The sequence below is a fragment of the Cupriavidus sp. GW821-FHT07C08 genome, from assembly GCF_059419025.1.
Genome location: NZ_JBWKQZ010000001.1, coordinates 514,452 through 538,322 on the forward strand (window position 1 = coordinate 514,452; position 23,871 = coordinate 538,322).

General features: G+C 66.2%; 22 protein-coding genes. 4 read left to right on the top strand and 18 right to left on the bottom strand.

The annotated features are described in order from the left end of the window. Positions 1 to 59: 59 nt before the first annotated feature. The 3 genes from AC07UK_RS02520 (at position 60) to AC07UK_RS02530 (ending at position 2,755) form a co-directional block, all read left to right on the top strand. Positions 60 to 983, top strand: a complete 924-nt coding sequence (locus tag AC07UK_RS02520; protein ID WP_436222065.1) for a DUF1177 domain-containing protein — start codon at positions 60 to 62, stop codon at positions 981 to 983. Then, positions 980 to 1,678: an AroM family protein gene (locus AC07UK_RS02525; protein ID WP_436222066.1), complete on the top strand. Its 699-nt coding sequence runs from the start codon at positions 980 to 982 to the stop codon at positions 1,676 to 1,678. Before AC07UK_RS02520 ends, AC07UK_RS02525 begins: the two co-directional genes overlap by 4 nt. 84 nt (positions 1,679 to 1,762) lie before the next feature. Then, entirely contained in the window at positions 1,763 to 2,755 is a 993-nt protein-coding gene (locus AC07UK_RS02530) for a Bug family tripartite tricarboxylate transporter substrate binding protein (protein ID WP_436222067.1), read from the top strand. 37 nt (positions 2,756 to 2,792) lie between these two features. Here AC07UK_RS02530 and truB read toward each other — a convergent pair whose 3' ends face one another. The 8 genes from truB to AC07UK_RS02570 form a co-directional block, all read right to left on the bottom strand. Next, positions 2,793 to 3,740 carry a tRNA pseudouridine(55) synthase TruB gene (gene truB / locus AC07UK_RS02535; protein ID WP_436222068.1) on the bottom strand — a complete coding sequence of 316 codons (948 nt, stop codon included), beginning with the start codon at positions 3,738 to 3,740 and terminating at the stop codon, positions 2,793 to 2,795. A 99-nt stretch (positions 3,741 to 3,839) separates the two neighbouring features. After that, positions 3,840 to 4,208, bottom strand: a complete 369-nt coding sequence (gene rbfA / locus AC07UK_RS02540) for a 30S ribosome-binding factor RbfA (protein ID WP_010809484.1) — start codon at positions 4,206 to 4,208, stop codon at positions 3,840 to 3,842. A 60-nt stretch (positions 4,209 to 4,268) separates the two neighbouring features. Then, positions 4,269 to 7,157 carry a translation initiation factor IF-2 gene (gene infB, locus AC07UK_RS02545; RefSeq protein WP_436222069.1) on the bottom strand — a complete coding sequence of 963 codons (2,889 nt, stop codon included), beginning with the start codon at positions 7,155 to 7,157 and terminating at the stop codon, positions 4,269 to 4,271. A 91-nt stretch (positions 7,158 to 7,248) separates the two neighbouring features. After that, positions 7,249 to 8,724 (bottom strand): transcription termination factor NusA, encoded by a 1,476-nt coding sequence (gene nusA / locus AC07UK_RS02550; protein ID WP_316150282.1) that lies wholly within the window; start codon positions 8,722 to 8,724, stop codon positions 7,249 to 7,251. Further along, positions 8,721 to 9,209 (bottom strand): ribosome maturation factor RimP, encoded by a 489-nt coding sequence (rimP, locus tag AC07UK_RS02555; protein WP_436222070.1) that lies wholly within the window; start codon positions 9,207 to 9,209, stop codon positions 8,721 to 8,723. Before rimP ends, nusA begins: the two co-directional genes overlap by 4 nt. A 301-nt stretch (positions 9,210 to 9,510) precedes the next feature. Then, a complete protein-coding gene (gene rluB, locus AC07UK_RS02560) occupies positions 9,511 to 11,415 on the bottom strand; it encodes a 23S rRNA pseudouridine(2605) synthase RluB (RefSeq protein ID WP_436222071.1) in 1,905 nt (634 codons plus the stop codon). Positions 11,416 to 11,420: 5 nt separating this feature from the next. Next, complete coding sequence (gene scpB, locus AC07UK_RS02565) at positions 11,421 to 12,275, bottom strand: SMC-Scp complex subunit ScpB (RefSeq protein WP_494685300.1); 855 nt, start codon at positions 12,273 to 12,275, stop codon at positions 11,421 to 11,423. Positions 12,276 to 12,844: 569 nt separating this feature from the next. Continuing rightward, positions 12,845 to 13,603 (bottom strand): sulfite exporter TauE/SafE family protein, encoded by a 759-nt coding sequence (locus AC07UK_RS02570; protein ID WP_436222073.1) that lies wholly within the window; start codon positions 13,601 to 13,603, stop codon positions 12,845 to 12,847. A 78-nt stretch (positions 13,604 to 13,681) separates the two neighbouring features. Between AC07UK_RS02570 and fnr the strand changes: the two genes are divergently transcribed. Then, positions 13,682 to 14,407, top strand: a complete 726-nt coding sequence (gene fnr / locus AC07UK_RS02575) for a fumarate/nitrate reduction transcriptional regulator Fnr (protein WP_436222074.1) — start codon at positions 13,682 to 13,684, stop codon at positions 14,405 to 14,407. A 61-nt stretch (positions 14,408 to 14,468) separates the two neighbouring features. On the opposite strand, the gene AC07UK_RS02580 is transcribed toward fnr, so the two are convergent. The 10 genes from AC07UK_RS02580 to zapE form a co-directional block, all read right to left on the bottom strand. Beyond that, complete coding sequence (locus AC07UK_RS02580) at positions 14,469 to 14,714, bottom strand: hypothetical protein (protein WP_013957176.1); 246 nt, start codon at positions 14,712 to 14,714, stop codon at positions 14,469 to 14,471. Then, positions 14,711 to 14,920, bottom strand: a complete 210-nt coding sequence (locus tag AC07UK_RS02585; protein WP_013957177.1) for a membrane protein — start codon at positions 14,918 to 14,920, stop codon at positions 14,711 to 14,713. The genes AC07UK_RS02580 and AC07UK_RS02585 overlap by 4 nt, the downstream gene beginning before the upstream one ends. Positions 14,921 to 14,964: 44 nt before the next feature. Then, a complete protein-coding gene (gene ccoG, locus AC07UK_RS02590; RefSeq protein WP_436223091.1) occupies positions 14,965 to 16,413 on the bottom strand; it encodes a cytochrome c oxidase accessory protein CcoG in 1,449 nt (482 codons plus the stop codon). 73 nt (positions 16,414 to 16,486) lie between these two features. Further along, a complete protein-coding gene (ccoP, locus tag AC07UK_RS02595) occupies positions 16,487 to 17,404 on the bottom strand; it encodes a cytochrome-c oxidase, cbb3-type subunit III (protein ID WP_436222076.1) in 918 nt (305 codons plus the stop codon). Between the two features lie 2 nt (positions 17,405 to 17,406). Beyond that, entirely contained in the window at positions 17,407 to 17,568 is a 162-nt protein-coding gene (locus AC07UK_RS02600) for a cbb3-type cytochrome oxidase subunit 3 (protein WP_494685299.1), read from the bottom strand. A 3-nt stretch (positions 17,569 to 17,571) separates the two neighbouring features. After that, positions 17,572 to 18,234 carry a cytochrome-c oxidase, cbb3-type subunit II gene (gene ccoO, locus AC07UK_RS02605; protein ID WP_436222077.1) on the bottom strand — a complete coding sequence of 221 codons (663 nt, stop codon included), beginning with the start codon at positions 18,232 to 18,234 and terminating at the stop codon, positions 17,572 to 17,574. An 18-nt stretch (positions 18,235 to 18,252) separates the two neighbouring features. Next, positions 18,253 to 19,701 (bottom strand): cytochrome-c oxidase, cbb3-type subunit I, encoded by a 1,449-nt coding sequence (gene ccoN, locus AC07UK_RS02610; RefSeq protein WP_013957182.1) that lies wholly within the window; start codon positions 19,699 to 19,701, stop codon positions 18,253 to 18,255. 156 nt (positions 19,702 to 19,857) lie between these two features. Further along, positions 19,858 to 20,004 carry a cbb3-type cytochrome oxidase assembly protein CcoS gene (gene ccoS / locus AC07UK_RS02615; protein ID WP_010809469.1) on the bottom strand — a complete coding sequence of 49 codons (147 nt, stop codon included), beginning with the start codon at positions 20,002 to 20,004 and terminating at the stop codon, positions 19,858 to 19,860. Positions 20,005 to 20,007: 3 nt separating this feature from the next. Then, positions 20,008 to 22,578 (bottom strand): heavy metal translocating P-type ATPase, encoded by a 2,571-nt coding sequence (locus AC07UK_RS02620; protein WP_494685298.1) that lies wholly within the window; start codon positions 22,576 to 22,578, stop codon positions 20,008 to 20,010. Positions 22,579 to 22,683: 105 nt separating this feature from the next. Further along, a complete protein-coding gene (zapE, locus tag AC07UK_RS02625) occupies positions 22,684 to 23,781 on the bottom strand; it encodes a cell division protein ZapE (protein ID WP_013957184.1) in 1,098 nt (365 codons plus the stop codon). Positions 23,782 to 23,871: the final 90 nt, after the last annotated feature.

Consider the following 23,871-nt stretch of genomic DNA (forward strand, 5'->3'; position numbering starts at 1 on the left):
TTGCCGGCCTGAGCCCCAGCGTACGGAACCCCACCCCAGCCCCAAGGAAGTCAAGCAAGATGTCTATCAAGCAGGTTCTTGAATCGATCGAGCTGCTGTCGGCAGCGAATGTCGACGGCGAAGCTGTCGCCGCACTGCTGCGCTCGCGCGGCCTGGACGATGTCACCGTCACGCGCGTGGAAGAGAACGGCCTCTACACCGATTTCCTCGCCTGCACGGTACCCGGACAGAACCCGGATGCGCCCGCACTTGGCGTGGTCGGCCGGCTGGGCGGCGTCGGCGCGCGCCCGGCGGTGACGGGCCTGGTGTCCGATGCCGACGGCGCCATCGTGGCCGTCGCCAGCGCCCTGAAGCTGGCCGACATGGCCGCCACCGGCGACGTGCTGGCCGGGCCGGTGCGCATCCACACTCATATCTGCCCGCACGCCGCCACGCGGCCGCACCATCCGGTGCCGATGATGAAATCGCCCTTTGCGATGCGCACGATGATGTCGCATGAGGTGCACCCGCGCATGGCGGCGATCCTGTCGGTTGACACCACGCGCGGCAACCGCTTCGTCAACCGCCGCGGCGTGGCGCTGACGCCGGTGGCCAAGGAAGGCTGGCTGCTGCGCCTGCCGGAACGGATGCTGGATCTGATGGGATGGGTCAGCGGCGAACTGCCGATGGTGTTGCCGTTGACCACCCAGGACATCACACCGTATGAGAACGGCCTGTGGCATGTCAACTCGATCATGCAGCCGGCCATCGTGACCCCTGCCCCGGTCGTAGGCGTGGCGCTGACCGCGCAGACCACTGTGCCAGGCTGCGCAACCGGCGTCACCAACGCCTTCGACATCGACGTGGCGACGCGCTTCTGCATCGAGGTGGCGAAGCAGTTCGGCCAGGGCCAGTGCGACTTCTACGACGCGGCCGAGTGGGCCGAACTGCAGCGCCGCTACGGCTCGCTGGCCCATCTGCAGACCGTGGGCACCGAAGCATGAACACACCTGCCGCACACCAGCCACGCGTGGCCTTCGTCACCATCGGGCAGGCGCCCAGGACAGATGTGGTCCCGCAGATGATTGCCGACCTGGGCCTGCCGGCCACGGTGGAAGAGTTCGGCATCCTGGACGCGCTGGGCCCGCAGGACATTGCCGCGCTGGCGCCTGCACCCGGCGAGTACCGCTTTGCCAGCCGGCTGCGTGACGGCACGCAGGCGGTGATGGGCAAGCCGGTGGCCGAGGCGATGCTGGCCCGGCTGATGACCTCGCTGGACGACGGCCGTTTCGACGCCCTGGTGCCACTGTGCACCGGCACCGCCCTGCCGCCGATGCAGACCCTGGTCATCGAACCGCAGCAGGTGGTGGACCACCTGACCGTGGCGCTGGCGCAGGGCTGCAAGCGGCTCGGCATCGTGTTGCCGCTGGAAGCTCAGGTGAGCGGCTTCCACCTGATCCAGCCGGTGCCCTGCGAACTGCGCGTCACGCATGCCTCGCCTTATACCGACACCAGCACCGGCCGCTTCGCGCAGGCGGGCGAGACGCTGCGCGGCTGCGACCTGGTGGTGATGCACTGCATGGGCTACACCGAAGCCATGCGGGCCGAGGTGGCGCGCCATGCCGGTGCCCCGGTGCTGCTCTCCAACCGCATGGTGGCAAGGCTGCTGGGGCAGGTACTGGCGGGTGCCGCGGCCTGAATCAGGGCAGGAAGCGAACGCATTTTCGGGTAAGGGCGAGCCCGCTGACAGATTGCCCATGACACTGCTGGAGTGGAAGTAACAATGGAAAAGGTGGCGAAGTGGATGGGGCCGCTGGTGCGCGGCATGATGTGGATGAGCGTGGGCGCGGCGGTGATCCCGGGCGCGCAGGCGCAGGAGTGGAAGCCGGCCAAGCCGGTGCGCCTGCTGGTGGGTTTTGCGCCCGGCGGTTCGGCAGATCTGCTGGCACGCCTGGTGCAGGCCCCGCTGTCGGAAAGCCTGGGGGTGCCGGTGGTGGTCGAGAACGTGCCGGGTGCGGGTGGCAATATCGCCGCCGACAAGCTGGCCAAGGCCCCGGCCGACGGCTACACCATTGGCATGGGCGCCGCCGGCGCGATGGCGGTGACGCACCTGCTCAACCCCAAGGGCACGCCATACAAGGCGGATGATTTCACGCCCATCGCCATGCTGGCCACCCAGCCGAATGTCGTGATCATCAATCCGGCCCTGCCGGTCAAGACCATGGCCGACTTCGTCGCCTACGTCAAAAAGACGCCGCAGGTCACCTACGGCACCGCAGGCGTCGGCACGTCGAATCATCTGATTGCCGAAACCATGCTGCACCGCCTCGGCATCGACATGGTCCATGCGCCGTACAAGGGTGCCACCCCGGTGATCACCGACCTGATGGGCGGCCATATCGCCATGACGGTCGACAACATCACCACCGCGGCGACGCTGGCCAAGACCGGCAAGGTCAAGGCGCTGGCGGTCACCGGCAGCAAGCGCTCGCCGTTGTTGCCGGAGGTGCCGACGCTTGCCGAGAGCGGCCTGAAGGACTTCAACATGCCGACCTGGCAAGGCATCTTCGGGCCGAAGGACCTGCCGAAGGCGATCGTGGTCCGCTACAACCAGGCGCTGCTCAAGGCCCTGGCGAACCCGGAAGTCAGGAAGAAAATGGCTGAATTCGGCTCCGAGCCCGTGGGCGATACACCGGAGCATTTCGCCGGGTTCCTCGCCCAGGATCGCAAGATGTGGGCCGATGTCATCAAGACGGCCAGGATCACGCTACAGTAATTGCTGACGGGGCGGCCGCTTACGCCCCACACGCAATTTACAGTTTGACCAGCCGCTCCGGCCGCAACGCGCCTTCGCGCATGCGCGCCACGCCCAGCAGCCGGGCCGGCTCGCCGGCATAGACGCGCGCCAGCGCATCCTCGGCCAGCCCGGCGCCGGCCGGCAGGTCGCGCTGGGCGATGCGCTGGCCCTGCAGGAAGCGCGCAGCCGCGGCCTCGTCCAGATACACCGGCGCACACTTCTGCAGCAAGGCGTCCACGGGCGCCAGCATGGCCGGGCGCTGCGCGTCGTCGTGCTGTTCGATCTGCTCCAGAGTCACCGCGCCGTCCAGCGTCAGGTCGCCCACGGCGATGCGGCGCAGTCCGGTCAGGTGCGCGCCACAGCCCAGCGCTTCGCCGATGTCCTCGGCCAGCGTGCGGATATAGGTGCCCTTGCTGCACGTCACCCGCATCGTGAACGACGGGGCATCGGGCAAGGCGCAGTCCAGCAGCGCAATCGAACGGATGGTGACGCGACGCGCCGCACGCTCCACGGTCTGGCCGGCGCGCGCGTATTCATACAGCGGGCGGCCGTCCTTTTTCAGCGCCGAATGCATCGGCGGCACCTGTTCGATCTCGCCGAGGAAGCTTGCCAGCGCCTGCTCCACCGCGGCGCGGTCGCAGCTGACCTCGCGCACGTCGAGCAGCTCGCCTTCGGCGTCGCCCGTGCTCGAGCGCGCGCCCAGCCGCACGACGGCGTCATAGGTCTTGTCCGCTTCCAGCAGGTCTTGCGAAAACTTGGTGGCCTCACCGAAGCACAGCGGCAGCAGCCCCGTGGCAAGCGGGTCCAGCGTGCCGGTATGGCCGGCCTTGGCCGCGCGCAAGAGGCGCTTGGCGCGCACCAGCGCGTCGTTGGATGACAGGCCCAGCGGCTTGTCGAGCAGCAACACACCATGGACCTCGCGGCGCGGCAGGCGCGGCGGACGGTTGGCGTTGGAATCGGTCATCGGGAGAAAGCGGGAGGCGGGACGGCGATGCGGCGCGGATGGCGGCAACGTAAATCGTGAGGCCGCGAAACCCATGCCAGGGCGGCATGGGCGCCGGCTTCAGTCGTCTTTCGAACGCGTGGCGTTCGCTTCGTTGATCAGCTTGGACATCTCGATCGCATGTTCGACCGAGGTATCGTGGAAGAAGCGCAGCGTCGGCACGGTATGGATGTGCAGGCGCTTGTACAGCAGCGAGTGCAGGTAGCCGGCCTTTTCGTTCAGGATGGCTTCCGCCTCGGCGGCTTCGGCGCCCAGCACGGTGAAGTACACCTTGGCGTGCGCATAGTCAGGCGTCAGCGCGACCGACTGCAGCGTGACCAGGCCGAGGCGCGGGTCGCGCAGTTCGCGCTGGATCATCTCGGCCAGGTCCTTCTGGATCTGGTCGGAGATGCGGAGATTGCGGGAGGAGATGCTGCCTTTCTTGGCCATTCAATACTGTCTAGTCGAGATGACAACGGCAGGCCGAAGCCTGCCGTTGCTTGCGACGCCTTACAGCGTACGCGCCACCTCTGTGATTTCGTACACCTCGAGCTGGTCGCCTTCCTGAACATCGTTGAAGTTCTTGATCGACAGACCGCACTCAAAGCCTTGCTTGACTTCCTTGACGTCGTCCTTGAAGCGCTTGAGCGAATCCAGCTCGCCATCGTGGATGACCACGTTGTTGCGCAGCACGCGCACCAGCGAGTTGCGCTTGACCAGGCCGTCGGTAACCATACAGCCGGCCACCGCACCGATCTTCGGCACGCGGAACACCTGGCGCACCTCGACCTGGCCGATGGTGGTCTCGCGCTTCTCCGGCGCCAGCATGCCCGACATCGCCGCCTTGATCTCGTCTACCGCATCGTAAATGATGTTGTAGTAGCGGATATCGATGCCGTTGTGCTCGGCCAGCTTGCGCGCACCAGCGTCGGCACGCACGTTGAAGCCGATGATGACCGCCTTCGAAGCCGTCGCCAGGTTGACGTCGGATTCGGAGATGCCACCCACGCCGCCATGCACGATCTGCACGCGCACTTCGGCGGTCGACAGCTTCTGCAGCGACTGCACCAGCGCTTCCTGCGAACCCTGCACGTCGGCCTTGACGATCAACGGCAGCGTCTGCACTTCGCCTTCGGCCATCTGCTCGAGCATGTTCTCCAGCTTGGCGGCCTGTTGCTTGGCCAGCTTCACGTCGCGGAACTTGCCCTGGCGGAACAGCGCGATTTCACGTGCCTTGCGCTCGTCCGGCAGCACCAGCACTTCTTCACCGGCGGCAGGCACTTCCGACAGACCCTGGATTTCCACCGGGATCGACGGGCCGGCTTCCTTGGTCGGCTTGCCGTTCTCGTCCAGCATGGCACGCACGCGGCCGTAGGCGCTGCCAGCCAGGACCACATCGCCACGCTTGAGCGTGCCGCTGCTGACCAGGATGGTTGCGATCGGGCCCTTGCCCTTGTCGAGCTGGGCTTCCACCACCAGGCCCTTGGCCGGGGCATCCACCGGCGCCGTCAGTTCCAGCACTTCGGCTTGCAGGAGCACTTGCTCGAGCAGGTCTTCCACACCGGTACCCATCTTGGCGGAAACCGGCACGAACGGCGAATCGCCGCCGTATTCTTCCGGCACCACCTGCTCGGCCACCAGTTCCTGCTTGACGCGGTCCGGGTTGGCATCGGGCTTGTCGATCTTGTTGATCGCCACCACGATCGGCACACCGGCAGCCTTGGCATGCGCGATGGCTTCCTTGGTCTGCGGCATCACGCCGTCGTCGGCGGCCACCACCAGGATCACGATGTCGGTCGCCTTGGCACCGCGGGCACGCATGGCCGTGAAGGCCTCGTGACCCGGGGTATCCAGGAACGTAATCACGCCGCGGTCGGTTTCCACATGGTAGGCACCGATGTGCTGCGTAATCCCGCCGGCTTCGCCCGCTGCCACCTTGGTGCGGCGGATGTAGTCCAGCAGCGAGGTCTTGCCGTGGTCGACGTGACCCATCACGGTCACCACCGGCGGACGCGGCAGCAGCTCGGCGTCGGTGTGTTCCTCACCACCCACCACCAGCAGCGCTTCCGGATCGTCCAGCTTGGCGGCATACGCCTTGTGGCCCATTTCTTCCACCACGATCATGGCGGTTTCTTGGTCCAGCACCTGGTTGATCGTCACCATCTGGCCGAGCTTCATCATCTGCTTGATGACCTCGGACGCCTTGACGGCCATCTTGTGCGCCAGGTCAGCCACGGAGACGGTTTCCGGCACGTGCACTTCACGCACGACCGGCTCGGTCGGCGCCTGGAAGCTGCTGCGGCTGTCGTCGTGCTGCTGCTGCCGGCCGCCGCGGCCACGCGGGCCACCGCGCCAGCCGCCCACGCCACCCGACGTATCGCCGCGCGTCTTCAGGCCGCTGCCCTTCTTGCGGCTGCTGTCGTCCTGCCAGCCCGCCTTCACGACCTTGCCCTTCTTGTCGGCGGTTGCCGTGGTCGTGGTCGTGGTGGCCGGCTTCTTTTCGTCCTTCTTCGCTTCCGTGGTCGCACCGGCCGGCTTCACCGGCTTGTGCAGCGTACCGGTCTGCTCGGCCTTCTTTTCTTCAGCCTTGCGCTCGGACGGCGCCTTCAGCACGCGCGGCGGGGCGTTCAGCATCTGCTGGATCGCACGGGCCTCGGCTTCGGCAGCCTCGCGGCGCTTGCGCGCAGCGACTTCCTGCTCGGCACGGGCCTTGTCGGCAGCAGCCTTGGCCTCGTCGGCAGCCTTCTGCGCCTCGGCGCGTTCGGCGGTGACGCGTGCCTTCTCGTCCTCTGCCTTCTTGCGCGAGGAATCCTCGTTGGCCTCGGTCACGGCGCGCGATGCGGCAGCCTCTTCCTCCGCCTTGCGGGCGGCGAGTTCGGCCTGGCGGCGCTGTTCAGCCTCCAGCGCTTCCTGGCGGGCGCGGCGCTCGGCTTCCTCGCGCTCGGCTGCCTCGCGGGCGGCCTTGGCTTCAGCTTCCTGTCGCGCCAGCAGTTCAGCCTGTTGGCGTTCTTCCTCGTCGCGGCGTGCTTCCTCGACAACATCGGCGACAGGCGCGTGGGCTTCCGCCCCGTCGGCCTGGGCATCGGGCGCAGCTTCGTCGCGCTTGATCAGCACGCGCTTCTTGCGCACTTCCACCTGGACCGTGCGGGTCTTGCCGGTGCCATCCGACTGGCGGATCTCGGAGGTTTCGCGCTTGGTCAGTGTGATCTTCTTGCGGGAGCTGTCGTCGGCCTGGCCGTGCGAACGCTTCAGATAGTCCAGCAGCCTGGTCTTATCCGATTCCGTGATGATGTCTTCTGGCGTCGCTTTGCCCACCCCAGCCGCCTGCAATTGTTCCAGCAGGGCAGCTGCGCTGCGACTCAGTTCTGCGGCCAGTTGGGCAACTGTTGTGCTTGCCATTCAAACCCTTTCAATGCTTGGTTTCTACGTCGGGACAAATCGTTGCGGAAAGCGCGCCCGGGCCAGGTGTAGGCCGGCCCGGCCGTGTCCCTCAGTTGAACCAATGTTCCCGTGCTTTCATGATCAGCGACTTGGCTTCTTCCTCGCTGACACCGGTCATCTCGACCAGCTCGTCCACGGCCAGTTCGGCCAGGTCGTCACGCGTATGGATATCGCCTTCGGCCAGCTTGCCGATCAATTCCGGGTTGAGGCCGTCGAGCGAGCGCAGGTCCTGCGACACCTCTTCCACCTTTTCTTCCCGGGCCAGTTCCATCGTCAGGAGCGCATCACGCGCGCGATTGCGCAGCTCGTTGACGGTGTCTTCGTCAAAGGCCTCGATCTCCATCATTTCACTGATAGGGACATAAGCCACTTCTTCCAGCGTGGAGAAGCCTTCCTCGATCAGGATGTCGGCAACTTCCTCGTCCACGTCCAACTTGGCCATGAACAGCTTGCGCACGACATCGCTCTCTTCGGCCTGCTTCTGCGCCGATTCTTCCTGCGTCATGATGTTGATCTGCCAGCCGGTCAGCTCGGACGCCAGGCGCACGTTCTGACCACTGCGGCCGATGGCGACGGCGAGGTTTTCCTCGTCGACCACCACGTCCATGCTGTGCTTCTCTTCATCCACCACGATCGACTGCACCTGCGCCGGCGCCAGCGCGCCGATCACAAATTGCGCCGGGTCTTCCGACCACAGCACGATGTCCACAGCCTCGCCGCCGATCTCGTTACGCACCGCAGTGACGCGCGTACCACGCACGCCCACGCAGGTGCCGATCGGGTCGATGCGCTTGTCATGCGCGACCACGGCGATCTTGGCGCGCACGCCCGGATCACGGGCAGCCGCCTTGATCTCCAGCAGGCCCTCTTCCATTTCCGGCACTTCGTTCTCGAAGAGCTTGATCAGGAACTCGGGCGCGGTGCGCGACAGTTCAATCTGCGGGCCGCGCGCGGCGCGGTCCACATTCAGGATATACGCACGCACGCGGTCACCGGTGCGCAGGTTTTCCTTCGGGATGATCTGGTCGCGGGCCAGCAGCGCTTCAACGCGGCCGGACTCGACGATCAGGCCCTTCTTGTCGGCGCGCTTGACCGTGCCGGTCATGATCTTCTCGCCGCGATCCAGGTAGTCGTTCAGGATCTGCTCGCGCTCGGCGTCGCGGATGCGCTGCAGGATCACCTGCTTGGCAGCCTGCGCACCGATGCGGCCGAACTCGACCGACTCAATCTGCTGCTCGATAAAATCACCCAGCTCGATGCTGGGGCTTTCATCGCGGGCTTCGAACAGCAGGATCTGCTTGTCCGGCTCTTGCAGGCCCAGCTCGTCGGGAACGACCAGCCAGCGGCGGAAGGTTTCATGCTCGCCCGACTCGCGATCGATCGCGACACGGATATCCACGTCTTCCTCGAAACGCTTCTTGGTGGCCGAGGCGAGCGCCGCCTCCAGGGCACCGAATACCACATCCTTGTCGACGTTCTTCTCACGCGCAAGCGCATCGACGAGCAACAGAACTTCGCGGCTCATTGCTTGTTCCCTTTTCTTTGATTTCCTTTGAAGTCGATCACCGGCACCAGGCGTGCCTTGTCGACATCGGATACGGCAAATTCCAGCAGCGCCGGGCCATCTTTGCCCTCGAACTCCAGGCCAATCTTCTCCTCGCCCGCCGCGCCGGTGGGCTCGCGCAGGATGCCTGTGAAGTTCTTCTGTCCGTTGACGGGCAGGCGCAGCGTCACGCGCACCTCCTCGCCGGCAAAGCGAACGTAGTCGGCCAGCTTCTTCAGCGGCCGGTCCAGTCCGGGCGACGAGACCTCGAGGCGTTCGTAGCCGACGTTCTCGACCGTGAACACGTGGGTGAGCTGGCGGCTCACCTTTTCACAATCCTCGATGGCAATGCCGGTTTCAGGCTGATCGATATAGACACGCAGCAATCCGGCCGGGGCACGCTCGAGCTCGACCAGCTCATATCCCATGCCGCTTAGGGTGGTTTCGATCAAATCTGCCAGATGCACTGTTATCCCGAGTAATGGCCATCAACACCGTGGCAGGCAAACCCGCCGGTGCCGTCCGGGACGACCCTGCTGCAGCCCTGCCTGTCCGCCATCCCCCCGCTCCAGCGGAGAGAACCGAAAAACGGGCGAACCAAAAAAAAATGGGCGCAATGCCCATCATTCGCCCATCCTCGACGAGGATGGCTTTTTGAATAGACTTGAATTATACGCGGATTATGTCGAAAAGGCAAAAGCCAGACATTTCCGCGCACTGAACCCGGCGCCGGCGGGCATTCAGCCCGCCATGCGCCGCAATCAGCGCTTATCGGTTGCCGCCGCGGTTGCCACCACGGTTGCCGCCGCCACCGCCACCGCCAGTGCCTCCGCGCGGGGAACGGTTACCGCCCGGCTTCGACGCCTTCGGCATCACATTGCCGTTGGCTTCGCCACCGCCACGACGCGGCTTGCCCTGACCCTGGCCGCCCAGACCGCCCTGGCCACCCTGACCGCGCATGCCACCCATGCCGCCCATGCCGGTGCCACCGCGCCCCTGGCGTGCGCCAGTGCCGCGCCCGCCGCCCAGGTTGGCCGCGTGCGAGGTCAGCAACGTGGGCCCGTGGCTGATATAGCCCATCGAGGTCTTCATCGGATCCGGCTGGCTGCTGCGGCCGCTGCCACCGCCCCGGGCACCGCCCTGGTCGAAACGCGGCAGGCCGTCCATGCCCGTGGGCATCGGCATGCCGGCAATCGCGGCTTCGGTGCGCTGCTTGCGCCCGCCCACCTTGGTGGCGCCCTTGGGGGCCTGCTCGCCCTTGCCGGGCACCTTCAGGCCGACACCGGCCATCAGCGCCTTGACGTCATTGGGCTCGACTTCCTGCCAGCGGCCGCGCTTGAGGCCGCGCGGCAGCAGGAACTGGCCGTAGCGGGTGCGGATCAGGCGCGACACGGTCAGCCCGACCGCCTCGAACATGCGGCGCACCTCACGGTTGCGGCCTTCGGTCAGGGCCACGTGGTACCACTGGTTGACGCCTTCGCCACCGCCGTCGGCAATGCGCAGGAAGTTGGCTTCGCCGTCATCGAGCTTGATGCCGTGCAGCAGGCGTTGGCGGTCGGCCTCGGCCAGCTCGCCCAGCGTGCGTACCGCGTATTCGCGCTCCACGCCGTAGCGCGGGTGCATGAAGCGGTTGGCAATGTCACCCGAGGTGGTAAAGATCAGCAGGCCTTCGGTATTGAAGTCCAGGCGGCCCACCGCGACCCACTTGCCGGACTTGATGCGCGGCAGGCTGTCGAACACGGTCGGACGGCCTTCCGGATCGGACTGGCTGACGATCTCGCCGGCGGGCTTGTGGTACAGCAGCACGCGCGGCGGCTTGGTCGACACCTTGCGGTGGATCAGCTTGCCGTTCACGCGGACCTGGTCCGCCGGCAGGATGCGCTGGCCGATATGGGCCGGCAGGCCGTTGACCGAAACGCGGCCCTGCAGGATCAGTTCTTCCATCTCGCGGCGCGAGCCCAGCCCGCCCTCGGCCAGCACCTTGTGCAGCTTGGGCGCGTCGTCGTCAGCCGACAGCTCGCGCACCGGCTTGGCCTTGGTGCGCGGAATGACGGTGTCTTCGGTGTCGTACTGCTCGGAGATCACGAAGCGGAACAGGTCTTCGCTGCTCGCCGCGGTCTTGTCCCCGCCGCCCTGGCCCTTGCGGGGCGCCTGCGGCTTGCCGCCATCCTTGCGGCGGCCCTGCTGCCGCGCGCCGGCGCCCTGCGCCTCGCCCGGCGCCGCCGCCTTGCCTGAGCGCTGGACCGGCTTGCGCTTGCGGCCGGGCTGCTCGGGCTTGTCGGTGCCTTCGGCCCTGGCCGCGCGGTCCACCTTGTCTGCCTTGCTGGTGCCCTGGCCGCCCTGGCTGCTCTGGCCGCCCTCGCCCTGCCCCGTCTTGCGCTTGCCGCGGCCGCGCTGGCCACCGCGCGCGCCGCCCGCCGCCTGTGCGGCGCCCGCTTCACCGGCATCGGCCTGGCCGCCGGCGCTGGCGCCTTCGGCGCCCTCGCCGCGGTCCTGCGTTGCCTGGCGGCGCGATGCCACCAGGTTCCTCAGCCCGCGGCGCAGCCCCTTGCGGCGGGGCGCGGCTTCGCTGCCCGATCCGGGTTCTGCGGCGCCGGTGTCGGCGGGTGCGCCCGCATTGCGGGTGTCTTGCTCAACGGAATCAGACAAGATATTCACTATCGGATGTTGCATGTTGTTCAGTTCGGCACGCGCTCGTCGTGCTCGCTCGGGTGCGGCGGGGTGCCGTTGTCCGGCAAATCGCCCCGCGCCCCGTCCGGATTGGGTGCGGCTGGTTCGGTGGAAGCGGCCTCGGCGGCATCGTCGGCTGCAGCTTGCAGCGGTTGCACGTCAAAGCCATTGGCGCCTTGGTTGACCGGGTCGGTCGTCCCGGCTTCGTTTGCGACGGATGCTTCGGCCACATCCGCTGCCTGCGCGGCGGGGTCGGCAAATGCTTCTTCGTCGGCACTGGCTGCCTTGTTTGCAGCCAGGTCTTCAAAATTGATGGCCTGCTGTTCAAGCAGGGTTGCCTGCGCCTGCGCCTGGGCGTCTTCCAGCGGCGGCAGCTCATCCAGCGTACGCAGGCCAAGATCGTCCAGGAATGCCTTGGTGGTCGCATACAGCGCCGGCCTGCCCGGCACGTCGCGGTGTCCGATCACCTCGATCCAGCTGCGGTCCTCAAGCTTCTTGACCACTTCCGTGCTGACCGTCACGCCGCGGATTTCCTCGATATCGCCGCGGGTCACCGGCTGCCGGTAGGCAATGATCGCCAGTGTTTCCATCACGGCGCGCGAATATTTTGGCGGCTTTTCGGGATTCAGCCGATCGAGGTATTCACGCATTTCCGGCCGGCTCTGGAAGCGCCAGCCGCTGGCCAGGGCCACCAGTTCCACGCCGCGCGGCCGCCAGTCCTGGCGCAGTTCATCAAGCAGCACGCGGATGGTGTCTGCGCCGACGTCATCGTCAAACAGCCGCCGCAGATCATTGACGCGCAACGGTTCCTGCGCGCAGATCAGCGCCGTCTCGAGGACGATCTTCGCCTCTTGGGTATTCATGTTGATGGTGTGCAGCCTGTCTTTGCACCTGCTCCCGGACGGATCCGGGGCACCGGAGATTTTGGATACAGCGGTACGAAAGCCACCGCCATCTCATTGCGCAGCTAGCCGGATACCTGCTGCATCCAAGCCGTGCACTTCCCTATCTTTGCATCGAATTGCCGGGTCATTCCGGCAGGAGATCGTTCGCGTGCCGTTATGGATCGGCCAGCAAACCTCTTGCGTAGCGCGCCCGCACATATCGGACGTCGCTGTCAGCGAACTGAAGGCCTCGGACGCAAGAAAAACGGGTATCGGGAGCAAGGCCGGCATCGCCAACACCGCAGTGCCAGCCGGACTTTTGAACCAGATCTTTTGAACCGGATGGACTGCGGGGACGGGACGGGCATCGAAAACCTTCCGCTTCCCCTGCCCTGAACGCGCCTTCTGGTAGGAAGGCCGCCTGGCGCTGCTCGCCCGCTGCTTACCGCGGCTCATATTACGCCGCGCGATACCGCAATGTTGGCGATTGTATGGCATTCCCGCCCCCGCCTGCAACCATCATCCGTTGTCCGGGCGGCGCCGGCGCCTCAGAACACCAGGCAGAATCCATGCTCGGCCAGCGAATGTGGCAGCAGCACCGCTCGCGCAATGCCAAGGCCGCCGAACGCCATCACCGCCAGGCCGGCCCCAAGGCGCACGCGGGGACGTCGCGACAGCGTACGCAAGTAGCCCGATAGGCCGGAAAGCACCAGCAGGTTAGGCAGCGTGCCGAGCCCGAACACGCCCATCACGAGTGCGCCGGACGCCGCGTTGCCCGCCAGCAGCGCCAGCGTAAGCGCCCCATAGACCATGCCGCACGGCACCAGCCCCCACGCCACGCCCATGCCATAACGCCGCGCCATGCCGCCGCGCGCCCGCACAAACGGCGGCATGGCGCCTGCCAGGCCACCCAGCCGCCGCGCCACCGCTGCGCTGGCGCGCGCCGCCAGGCGCTCCAGCCAGTTGACAGTAAAAGTATTGCCGCGCAGCAACCGCCAGCCCGACCACAGCAACATGACGCTGCCCGCCCCGAACAGCCAGCGCTGCACCGGCAGGTAGTCCTGCTTCCACGCCGACGCACCGATCGCGCCTAGCGCGGCACCGAGCAGCATATAGGTCGAGATCCGGCCCAGGTGCATAATCAGCAACTCGCCCAGCCAGGCGGCGCGGCTGGGCACCAGACTGATCGTCGCCGTCTCGCCGCGGCGTTGCTCCACGGCCAGCGCCACGCCGCCGCACATGGCGGCGCAGTGGACCCCGCCAAGCAAAGCCAGCAGAAAAACGCTGATCAGCACGCCAAATGTCAATTCTTACTCCCTACCGCATCACATCGCACGGTAAAATGTCCTAATCGCGCCCTCGCTGCCATTTCTAGCAGGTTCCAATTGCTCACCTCCATTCCCATTACCGAGATGTCGCCCCGCTGCTCCACCTGTGCAATGGGGCAGCTGTGCCTTCCGGTCGGCATGTCGCAGCAAGACCTCGCCAAGATGGACACGCTGGTACAGGAACGCATCCGTGTGCACAAGGGTGAAACCCTGTATCGCATGGGCGATCCGCTCACCGCGGTCTATGCCGTGCGCTTTGGCACGCTCAAGACCCACGTCACCACTGAAGACGGCCGCTCGCAGATTACCGGCTTCCACCTGCCCGGCGAAATCGTCGGTCTCGACGGGCTGGGCGAGATGCAGCATGCCTCCGATGCCGCCGCGCTGGAAGATACCGAAGTCTGCGTGGTCCGCATGAGCGAACTGCAGGCCCTGTCGGCAGACCTGCCATCGCTGCAACAGCAGTTCCTGCGCCTGATGGGCAAGGAAATCACGCACGACCAGCTGATGCTGGTCACGCTGGGCTCGATGCGCGCCGAGGAACGCCTTGCCGCCTTCCTGATCAACCTCTCTGAGCGCCTGTCTGCGCGCGGCTATTCGGCGTCCGAGTTCGTGATGCGCATGAGCCGCGAAGAGATCGGCAGCTACCTGGGCCTGAAGCTCGAAACCGTCAGCCGCCTGTTCTCCCGCTTTGCCGAAGCCGGCCTGATCCAGATTCGCCAGCGCCACGTCAAGCTGGTGGACATCGACGGCATCAAGCAACTCTACAGCCGCTCCTGCTAAGCGGCCAAGCGCTGCCAGTGCCGCATCCGGCCATGGCAGCGCAGACCTCACGCCAGTCCGCTCATTCCAGTTCGTCGGTATCGCTGAGCCGCGTCGGCATGGTGTAGAGCGTCAGTCCGCTGGACAACGCGCAGAACACCCAGGCCATCAGGAAGCCGATGGTGTAGACCGATTCGCGGGACGCTTCGATCGGCTGGCCGAAGAAGTTCAGGTCACCGGGATCCACCACCGAAAACACCGTCGCGGTCGCAAAGCCAGCCATCAGGAACGCCGGCCAGAGTACCCACATCAGCCAGCGCAACCTCATGGCTGCCTCGCTGCGGCAGCCTTGGGCGGCGCGGCATCGGCCTTCTCCACCACCAGGCCATGGCGCGTTGCACCCTGCACCGGCATGTCCGGATGCGTGGACGCCAGCCAGATCGTCACGCCGCACGCCACCATCGCCACCAGCGGGCCGCTCATCAATAGCCACGGCCACGGCTCCTTCCACCACGGATTGCCTTGCTGACTCATCTTGCCCCCTTCATCTTGACGACTAAGTCCGCGTCTGCCTAGCTTCACAAATCGCGCGGCACGATGAAACTGGTGGATTGCCGGATTTCGGCCTGCCCCCGCTCCGTGCCTTCGCTCGTCACTGTCACGTTGATCTTGTGCGTGCCCCGCGCCGCGGCCTCGATCGGCACGCGGATCCGGATCGGCAGCAACCGGTTGGACGTCGGCGCCAGCGATTCGGCCTGCTTGTCGTACTCCACCTTCAGGTTCTTCAGCTCGTCGCTGTCGGCGCGCACGCTGATCTTCATCGGCGCTTCGGTGGTGTTGATCAGCTGCAGGCGATAGACGTTCTCGATCCAGCGGCCTTCCACTTCACGGCCGAGCGCACCACGGTCGCGGATGATGTCGACCTTCAGCGGCGTGCGCAGCGCGATCGACGCCATGAAGCCGCCCAGCAGCACCACCCAGATCACGGAATAGATGATGACGCGCGGACGCAGCAGGCGCTTGCGCGATGCCGCCGCGGACAAGGCCTTGCGCATCGCGTTTTCCGAGGTGTACCGGATCAGGCCGCGCGGATAGTCCATCTTGTCCATGACCTGGTTGCAGGCGTCGATGCAGGCGCCGCAGCCGATGCACTCGTACTGCAGGCCGTCGCGGATATCGATGCCTGTCGGGCACACCTGTACGCAGATGCTGCAGTTGACGCAGTCGCCAAGCCCCGCCTTGTAGTGGTCGGTCTTGCGCGACCGGCTGCCGCGCGGCTCGCCGCGGCCGACGTCGTAGGTCACGACATAGGTATCGCGATCCACCATCACGCTCTGGAAGCGCGCATACGGGCACATGTACTTGCACACCTGCTCGCGCATGAAGCCCGCATTGCCCCAGGTGGCGAACGCGTAAAACAGCATCCAGAACGACTGCCACGGCCCCAGCGACAGGCTGAGCACCTCGCCGCCCAGACCGCGGATCGGCGCGAAATAGCCGATGAAGGTAAAGCCGGTCCAGAGCGCAATCAGCACCCACAGGAAGTGCTTGGTCGCCTTCAGACGGAACTTGCGCAGGCTCCACGGATCGCCATCGAGCCGGATGCGGGCGATGCGGTCGCCTTCGACCCGCCGCTCGATCCACATGAAGATCTCGGTATAGACTGTCTGCGGACAGGCATAGCCGCAGAACAGCCGCCCCGCGATCGCCGTGAACAGGAACAGCGCCAGCGCCGAGATCACCAGCAGCACCGCCAGGTAGATCACATCCTGTGGCCACAGCACCAGCCCGAAGATGTAGAACTTGCGCGCGCCAAGGTCGAACAGCACGGCCTGGCGGCCATTCCATTGGAGCCAGGGCGTGCCGTAGTAGATCAGCTGGGTCAGGATCACCAGCCAGACCCGCCAGCTGGAGAAGGCGCCCGTCACCGAGCGCGGGTAGATCTTGCGGCGGACCTCGTAGAGCGTTTCGTCAGAGGTCTCGCCCGGCGCAGCGGCCGACCGTTGCAGGTCGGCCGCCCGGGCCATTTCTTCGGTCCCGGGTGCATTCATGGGCATGCTCTCCCGCGAGCCACCAGCGCCCGCTCACATGAGTCGTCGGTCATTGCCCGGCTCCACTCCCGATGTTGGACAAACCCCAGATATAGGCCGTCAGCATCCGGATGCGTTCAGGCGTCAGGATCTCCTCATGCGCGGGCATTTTGTTGTTGTGGCCCTTCAGGATGGCGTCGACGATGCTGCCTTCCGAGCTGCCATACAGCCAGACGTTGTCCGACAGGTTGGGCGCACCGAGCGCCTGGTTGCCCTTGCCGCCGGCGCCGTGGCATGCCACGCAGGTCGTCTTGAAGGTGCCCTCGCCACGCGACGCACGGATCGGGTCCGACGACAGCCCCGACAGCGAGCGCACGTATTGCGCCACGTCGCCCGCCTGCTTGGCGTCGATGGTTGCGGCAAACGGCGGCATCACGCCATTGCGGCCCTTGGTGATGGTCTGCTGGATGATGTCGGGTTCGCCGCCATAGAGCCAGTCGTTGTCCGTCAGGTTCGGGAAGCCGCGGCTGCCGCGCGCGTCCGAGCCATGGCACTGTGCGCAGTAGTTCAGGAACAGGCGCTGGCCGATCTCGCGCGCCTGCGGATCCGCCGCCACCTGCTTGACGTCCATCTTCAGGTACTTGGCGTAGATCTCGTTCTGCATCTTCTCCTGCGCCGCGCGGTGTGCGGCAAGTTCGCCCTGCGTGGAAGACTTCAGCACGCCGGCATACGAACCCAGCCCTGGGTATAGCACCAGGTAGGCCAGGCTGAAGATGCACGCCAGCAGGAACATCCACATCCACCAGCGCGGCAGCGGGTTGTTCAGCTCGCGCAGGTCACCGTCCCAGACATGGCCGGTGTCTTCAGTGCCGCCGGCGGTCTTGGTGACCTTGCGTTGCGAGAACAGCAGCCACACGCACCAGACGATGCCGACGAGCGCGATGGCGGCAATGTAATAACTCCAGAATTCGGAAATGAAATCGCTCATGGCTAGGTCCGGCTCGATGTTGTCGTAGTTTCGTCAGGCAGCGCGAACGGCAGCATGGCGGATTCCCGGTTGGCGGCCTGCCGGCCGGCGGACCAGGCCCACCAGCAGATCCCCAGGAAGACGACCATCGACACGACGGTCGCAATGGCAGTGATCATGGCCATGGCTTACTCCTTGGGTGCCGCGGCCGCGGCGGAATCCACGCGCACGTTGCGGCGGTTGGTGCCCAGGCCTTGCAGGTAGGCAACCAGCGCATCCTCTTCGGTCTTGCCCTTGAGCTCGTCCGGTGCCTTGGCGATCTCGGCATCCTTGTACGGCACGCCCAGGCGCACCAGCGCGCGCATGCGGGCCTGGATATCGTTGGTGGGCAGCTCGGCCTTTTCCAGCCATGGGTACGATGGCATCACCGATTCCGGCACCACGTCGCGCGGATTGCGCAGGTGGATGCGTTGCCAGTCATCCGAGTAGCGCCCGCCCACGCGCGCCAGGTCGGGACCGGTGCGCTTCGAGCCCCACAGGAACGGGTGGTCGTAGACCGACTCGCCCGCCGTGGAGAAGTGGCCGTAGCGCTCGGTCTCGGCCTGCAGCGTGCGGACCTGCTGCGAGTGGCAGCCGACGCAGCCTTCACGGATATAGATATCGCGGCCCATCAGCCGCAGCGGCGAATACGGGGTGATGCCCGGATCCGGCTCGGTGGTGGAGTGCTGGAAGAACAGCGGCACGATCTGGACCAGACCCGCAATGCTGACCACGAGGATCGTGCAGATGATCAGCCAGCCGATGTTCTTCTCCAGCGTTTCGTGGGAAAAGAAGCGTTGTTTGTCGGACATCTTTCTATCCTGGATTGATCAGTGGGCAGAGGCAGGGATGCTGGCCGGGATCGGCGCATCCACGGCGGGCTTGCCGACGATGGTCTTGAGCACGTTGTAGGCCATCAGCAGCATGCCGGACAGGAAGCACAGGCCACCCAGCAAGCGAATCAGGTAAAACGGGTACTTGGCCTTGACCGCTTCGACGAAGGCATAGGTCAGCGTGCCGTCAGGCTGCGTGGCGCGCCACATCAGGCCTTCCATCACCCCGGCGATCCACATCGAGGCGATATACAGCACCACGCCGATGGTCGCGATCCAGAAGTGCCACTCGATCAGCCGGACGCTGTACATCTGCTTCTCGCCGAACAGACGCGGGATCAGGTAGTAGAGCGAGCCGATCGAGATCATCGCGACCCAGCCCAGCGCGCCCGAGTGCACGTGCCCGATGGTCCAGTCCGTGTAGTGCGAGAGCGCGTTGACGGTCTTGATCGACATCATCGAGCCTTCGAACGTGGCCATGCCGTAGAACGACAGCGCCACCACCAGGAACTTCAGGATCGGGTCGGTGCGCAGCTTGTGCCAGGCACCCGACAGGGTCATGATGCCGTTGATCATGCCGCCCCACGACGGCGCCAGCAGGATCAGCGAGAACACCATGCCCAGCGACTGCGCCCAGTCCGGCAGCGCGGTGTACTGCAGGTGGTGCGGGCCGGCCCACATGTAGGTGAAGTTCAGCGCCCAGAAGTGGACGATGGACAGGCGGTAGGAGTAAATCGGGCGCTCGGCTTGCTTGGGAATGAAGTAGTACATCATCCCCAGGAAGCTGGTGGTCAGGAAGAAGCCCACTGCGTTATGGCCGTACCACCACTGGATCATCGCATCCTGCACGCCGGCATAGGCCGAGTAGGACTTCCACAGCGACACAGGCATCTCGATGTTGTTGACGATATGCAGCAGCGCGATGGTCAGGATGTAGGCGCCGAAGAACCAGTTGGCGACGTAGATATGCCGGGTCTTGCGCTTGACGATGGTGCCGAAGAACACGATCGCGTAGGCCACCCAGACCGCGGTGATCAGCAGGTCGATCGGCCATTCCAGTTCGGCGTATTCCTTGGAGCTGGTGATCCCCAGTGGCAGCGTGATGGCGGCGGCGACGATGACCAGTTGCCAGCCCCAGAACGTGAACGCGGCCAGCGGGCCGCAGAACAGGCGGGCCTGGCAGGTGCGCTGGACCACGTAGTACGAGGTCGCGAACAGCGCGCTGCCGCCGAAGGCGAAGATCACAGCATTGGTATGCAGCGGCCGCAGCCGGCCAAACGACAGCCAGGGTGTGTTGAAGTTGAGTTCGGGCCAGATCAGCTGTGCTGCCAGCAGCACGCCGACGGCCATGCCGACGATCCCCCAGACTACCGTCATGACAGCGAACTGTCTTACGACGCCGTAATTGAAGGTGTCGACGCGTGAAGACGCGGCAGTGACATCCATTCAGACCCCCAAAGCTTAGAGAAGAGAAAAAACCTACTGACAGTGTGACTTTAGAAAAACCATGCTGTGTGTGCGTTGATCTTTATCAAGTCGCTCAGGGCATGCATGGAACCTGCGTGCGGGGCCCCGGTCGGAGGGCGTGCCAGCACGGCTGGTTCAGGGCTTGTCGTTGTCCAGCAGGATCGATTCGGCGGGCCGATCCAGGTCGTCGTACTGCCCGGCATGTAGGGCCCACCACAGCGCGCCCGCGATGACCACGACAAGCACCAGGCTCATCGGCACCAGCAGGTAAAGCGTTTCCATCAGTCAGACTCCCATGTGCCGCGGCTTGCCGGCGCGCAGCAGGCGCCAGGCATTGGCCACCACCAGCAACGACGACAACGACATGCCGATGCCGGCCATCCAGGCCGTGACCAGCCCCGTCGCTGCGAGCGGGATGGCCACCACGTTGTAGAAGAAGGCCCAGCCCAGGTTCTGGCGCACCACCCGGCGCGTCTGGCGCGACACCGCCAACGCGGTGGCGATCTCGGCCACGCCGCCGTGCGTCAGCACCGCGTCCGCGCCGGCCTGGGCCAGCGGCGCGCCGCTGCCGATGGCGATCGACACCTGGGCCTGCGCCAGCACCGGCGCATCGTTGATGCCATCGCCCACGGCCAGCACCACCGCCCCGCCCTGCTGCAGCCGCGCCACATAGTCGCGCTTGCCTTCCGGGGTGACCGCGCCGGTCACGCAGGCTATGCCGAAGTGCGATGCCCACCAGTGGACCGCATCGGCGTGATCGCCCGATACCAGGTGGCAGCGCACGCCCAGTTCGCGCAGCCGCGCGAGCAGCTGCGGTGTCTGCGCCCGCTCGACATCGGCCAGGACGAAGCGCGCCAGCGGGCCCGCTGGCGCGCCCAGCCACACCACGGTGGCGCCAGAATGATCTGCATCGCTGCGCCCGGTGTCCGGTGCCTGGCCGCTGTCGGGCCCCAGCGCTGCGACAAAGTCGGCGCGGCCAAGCCGCAGGCGTCGGCCATCGACGATTGCCTCCAGGCCCTGGCCCGGGACGTTGCGCATGTCGGACACCTGGAGCGGCATGCCGGCGCTGCCCTGTGCCGCGGCCACCAGTGCGCGCGCGATCGGATGCTCGCCACCGCGCTCCATCGCGGCGGCCAGTGCCAGGCATTGGGCCCGGTCGGCGTCAGCCAGCGGCTCGACCGCGGCCACGGCAAAGCGGCCTTCGGTCAGCGTGCCGGTCTTGTCGAGCACCACGTCGGTGACGCGCGCCAACGTCTCCAGCGCGTGGCCGCGTGTCAGCAGCACGCCGCGGCGCGACAACGCCGCACCGGCCGCGGCCAGTGCGGCCGGCGTGGCCAGCGACAAGGCGCATGGGCAACTGACCACCAGCACCGCAATCGTCACCAGCAAGGCGCGCGACGGATCGATCCAGAGGCCCCACACCAGCCCGGTCAGCGCCGCCAGCCCCAGCAGCGTCGCCACGAACCAGCCCGCGACGCGGTCGGCCAGCGTGGCCAGGCGCGGCTTTTCAGCCAGCGCGCGGTCCAGCACGGCGACGATCTCGGCCAGGCGGGTGCCGGCGCCGACGCGCGTGATCCGCAGTTCGAGCGGGCTTGCCGTATTGAAGCTGCCGGCCAGCACGGTCTCGCCGGCGGCGCGGCGCACCGGGCGGCTCTCGCCGGTCAGCATGGATTCATCGAGTTCGCTCGCGCCCGCCACCACCGCGCCATCGGCAGGAACGATCTCGCCGGCCTTGACGCGGATGAGATCGCCCGCGCGCAGGCGCGCGACCGGGACACGCTCGCCGGCGGCACCGGCGGCGGCCAGCCGTTCGCAGGTGGCCGGCAGCTGGCGCGCCAGCATCTCGGCGCCGCTGCGCGAGGCCTGGCGCACGCGCAGTTCCAGGTAGCGGGCCAGCAGTAGGAAGGCGACGAACATCGTCACCGAATCGAAATACACCTCGCCCAAGCCGCGCACCGTGGCCAGCGCGCTGGCGGCGAAGCCGGCGCCGATGCCGATCGCCACCGGCACGTCCATGCCCATATGGCGCTGGCGCAGGCTGCGCCAGGCACCGGCAAAGATCGGCGAGGCCGCATAGAGCACAACCGGCAGCGTCAGGGCGAAGCTGGCCCAGCGCATCAGCTGGAGCTGGCCCGGGTCGATGGTGGCCTCATGGGTGTAGATCGGCCACGCATACATCATGACCTGCATCATGCCCAGCATGGCCACGGCCATGCGCATCAGCAGCCCGCGGCGCGCGCGGCGGTCCTGCTGGTCGGTGCGCGAGACTTCGAACGGCCAGGCCATGTAGCCGATCCCGGCCAGGGCGGCCAGCAGCCCCGCCACCGTCTGGGCGCCATCGCGCCAGCGGACCACCACGCGCCGCGTGGCGACATTGGCGACCGCGGACTCCACGCCCGGCTGGCGGCTCAGGTGCTGTTCGATCAGCCACGCGCAGGCGGCGCAGCGGATGTTCTCCGGTGCCAGCGTGATCTCGGCGCGGCCGCCGTCAAGCGGGCGGACAAACTGGGAGCGCAGCTCAGGAGTGTCGTAGGCGGCCCAGATCGGCTCGGCCTCGCGCCGGGCGTCGTCGTCGATGGGGCGGGCGAAGCGGGCTTCATCCCCGTACAAGTGGGCAAAGCCTGCCGCATGGAGGGTCTGCGCCAGTGCCTGGCAACCGCCGCAGCAGAACACCCGGCGGCTGCCGTCCAGCTCGGAGGCAAGCGGCTCGGTATCCGTGACGGGCAGGCCGCAATGGAAGCAGGCAAGCCGCGTACCGGCGCCGGACGCACCCGGGCCCGCGGCGTCACAGAGCGCGGCCGGCGGGTACGGTGCCAGCAAGCTGGCAGAAGGACTGGTGACTGGGGGCGACGACATGGGGACCTTTTTCTACCCAATGGAGGGTATATGCGGGTCCCCGAATCGACCTTGATATAGGTCAATGCGGCCCGGCTATTGTTGCGCCGGGCCGGAAAATAACGCTCAGGTGAGCGTGGTATCCATGGTGCGGCGCTCGGATTCCAGATATTCGCGCGATTGCATCTCGATAATGCGCGATACGGTCCGATGGAACTCATTGGCCATCTGGCCTTCGGTGTAGAGCTCGTCCGCGGGCACTTCCGCCGACATCAGCAGCTTGACCTTGTGGTCGTAGAAGACATCGATCAGCCAGGTGAAGCGGCGTGCCTCGGACGACATGCGCGGCGTCATGCGCGGCACGTCGGACAGGATCACGGTATGGAACTGGGACGCCAGTTCCAGGTAGTCGTTCTGCGAGCGCGGGCCGCCGCACAGCGTGGCAAAGTCGAACCACACCACGCCGTTGGCCTTGCGCAGCGCACGCAGCTCGCGGTGCTCGATATGCAGCAGCGGCGACTCGTCGGCCACGCCGGCGATCGAGGTGAAGGCATCGCGCAGCGCGGAACTCGCCTTGGCGCCAAGCGGCGTGTGGTACGCCTGCACCTGCTCCAGCGCGCGCTTGCGGTAATCGATGCCCGCATCGACGTTGAGCACGTCGAGCTTCTGCTGCAGCAGCGCGATGGCCGGCAGCACGCGGTCGCGGTGCAGGCCATCCGGATACAGCAGGTCCGGGCGGTAGTTGGAAGTCATCACGAACTGCACGCCGTTCTCGAACATCTGCTGCAGCAGGCGATGCAGGATCATCGCGTCGGCGACGTCGCTGACGTGGAATTCATCGAAGCAGATCAGCCGGAAGCGGCGCGCGATGCGTTTGGCCAACTCATCCAGCGGATCGGGACGGCCGCGCAGCTCTTCGAGCTGGCGATGGACCTCGCGCATGAACTCGTGGAAATGCAGCCGCGTCTTGCGCACCACCGGCACGCAGGTATAGAAGCTGTCCATCAGGAAGGACTTGCCGCGCCCCACCCCACCCCACAAGTAGACGCCCTTGGGCACGTCGGGACGGACCAGCAGCTTCTTCAGCGCATTGTTGCGGCGGCTCTTGTAGGCCACCCATTCGTCGTAGCACTGCTGCAGCCGGGCCACGGCGCGCAATTGCGCTTCGTCGGACTGGTAGCCGCGCTCCTTCAGTTCCTTCTCGTAGTACTCGGTGACGTTCATGCTGACGGGTTCCTGCGGCACGGGCCGCAAGTGAAAACGGCGCGCCGCGGATGCGGCGCGCCGGTACTCAGGCAATGCGAAGCATGCGCC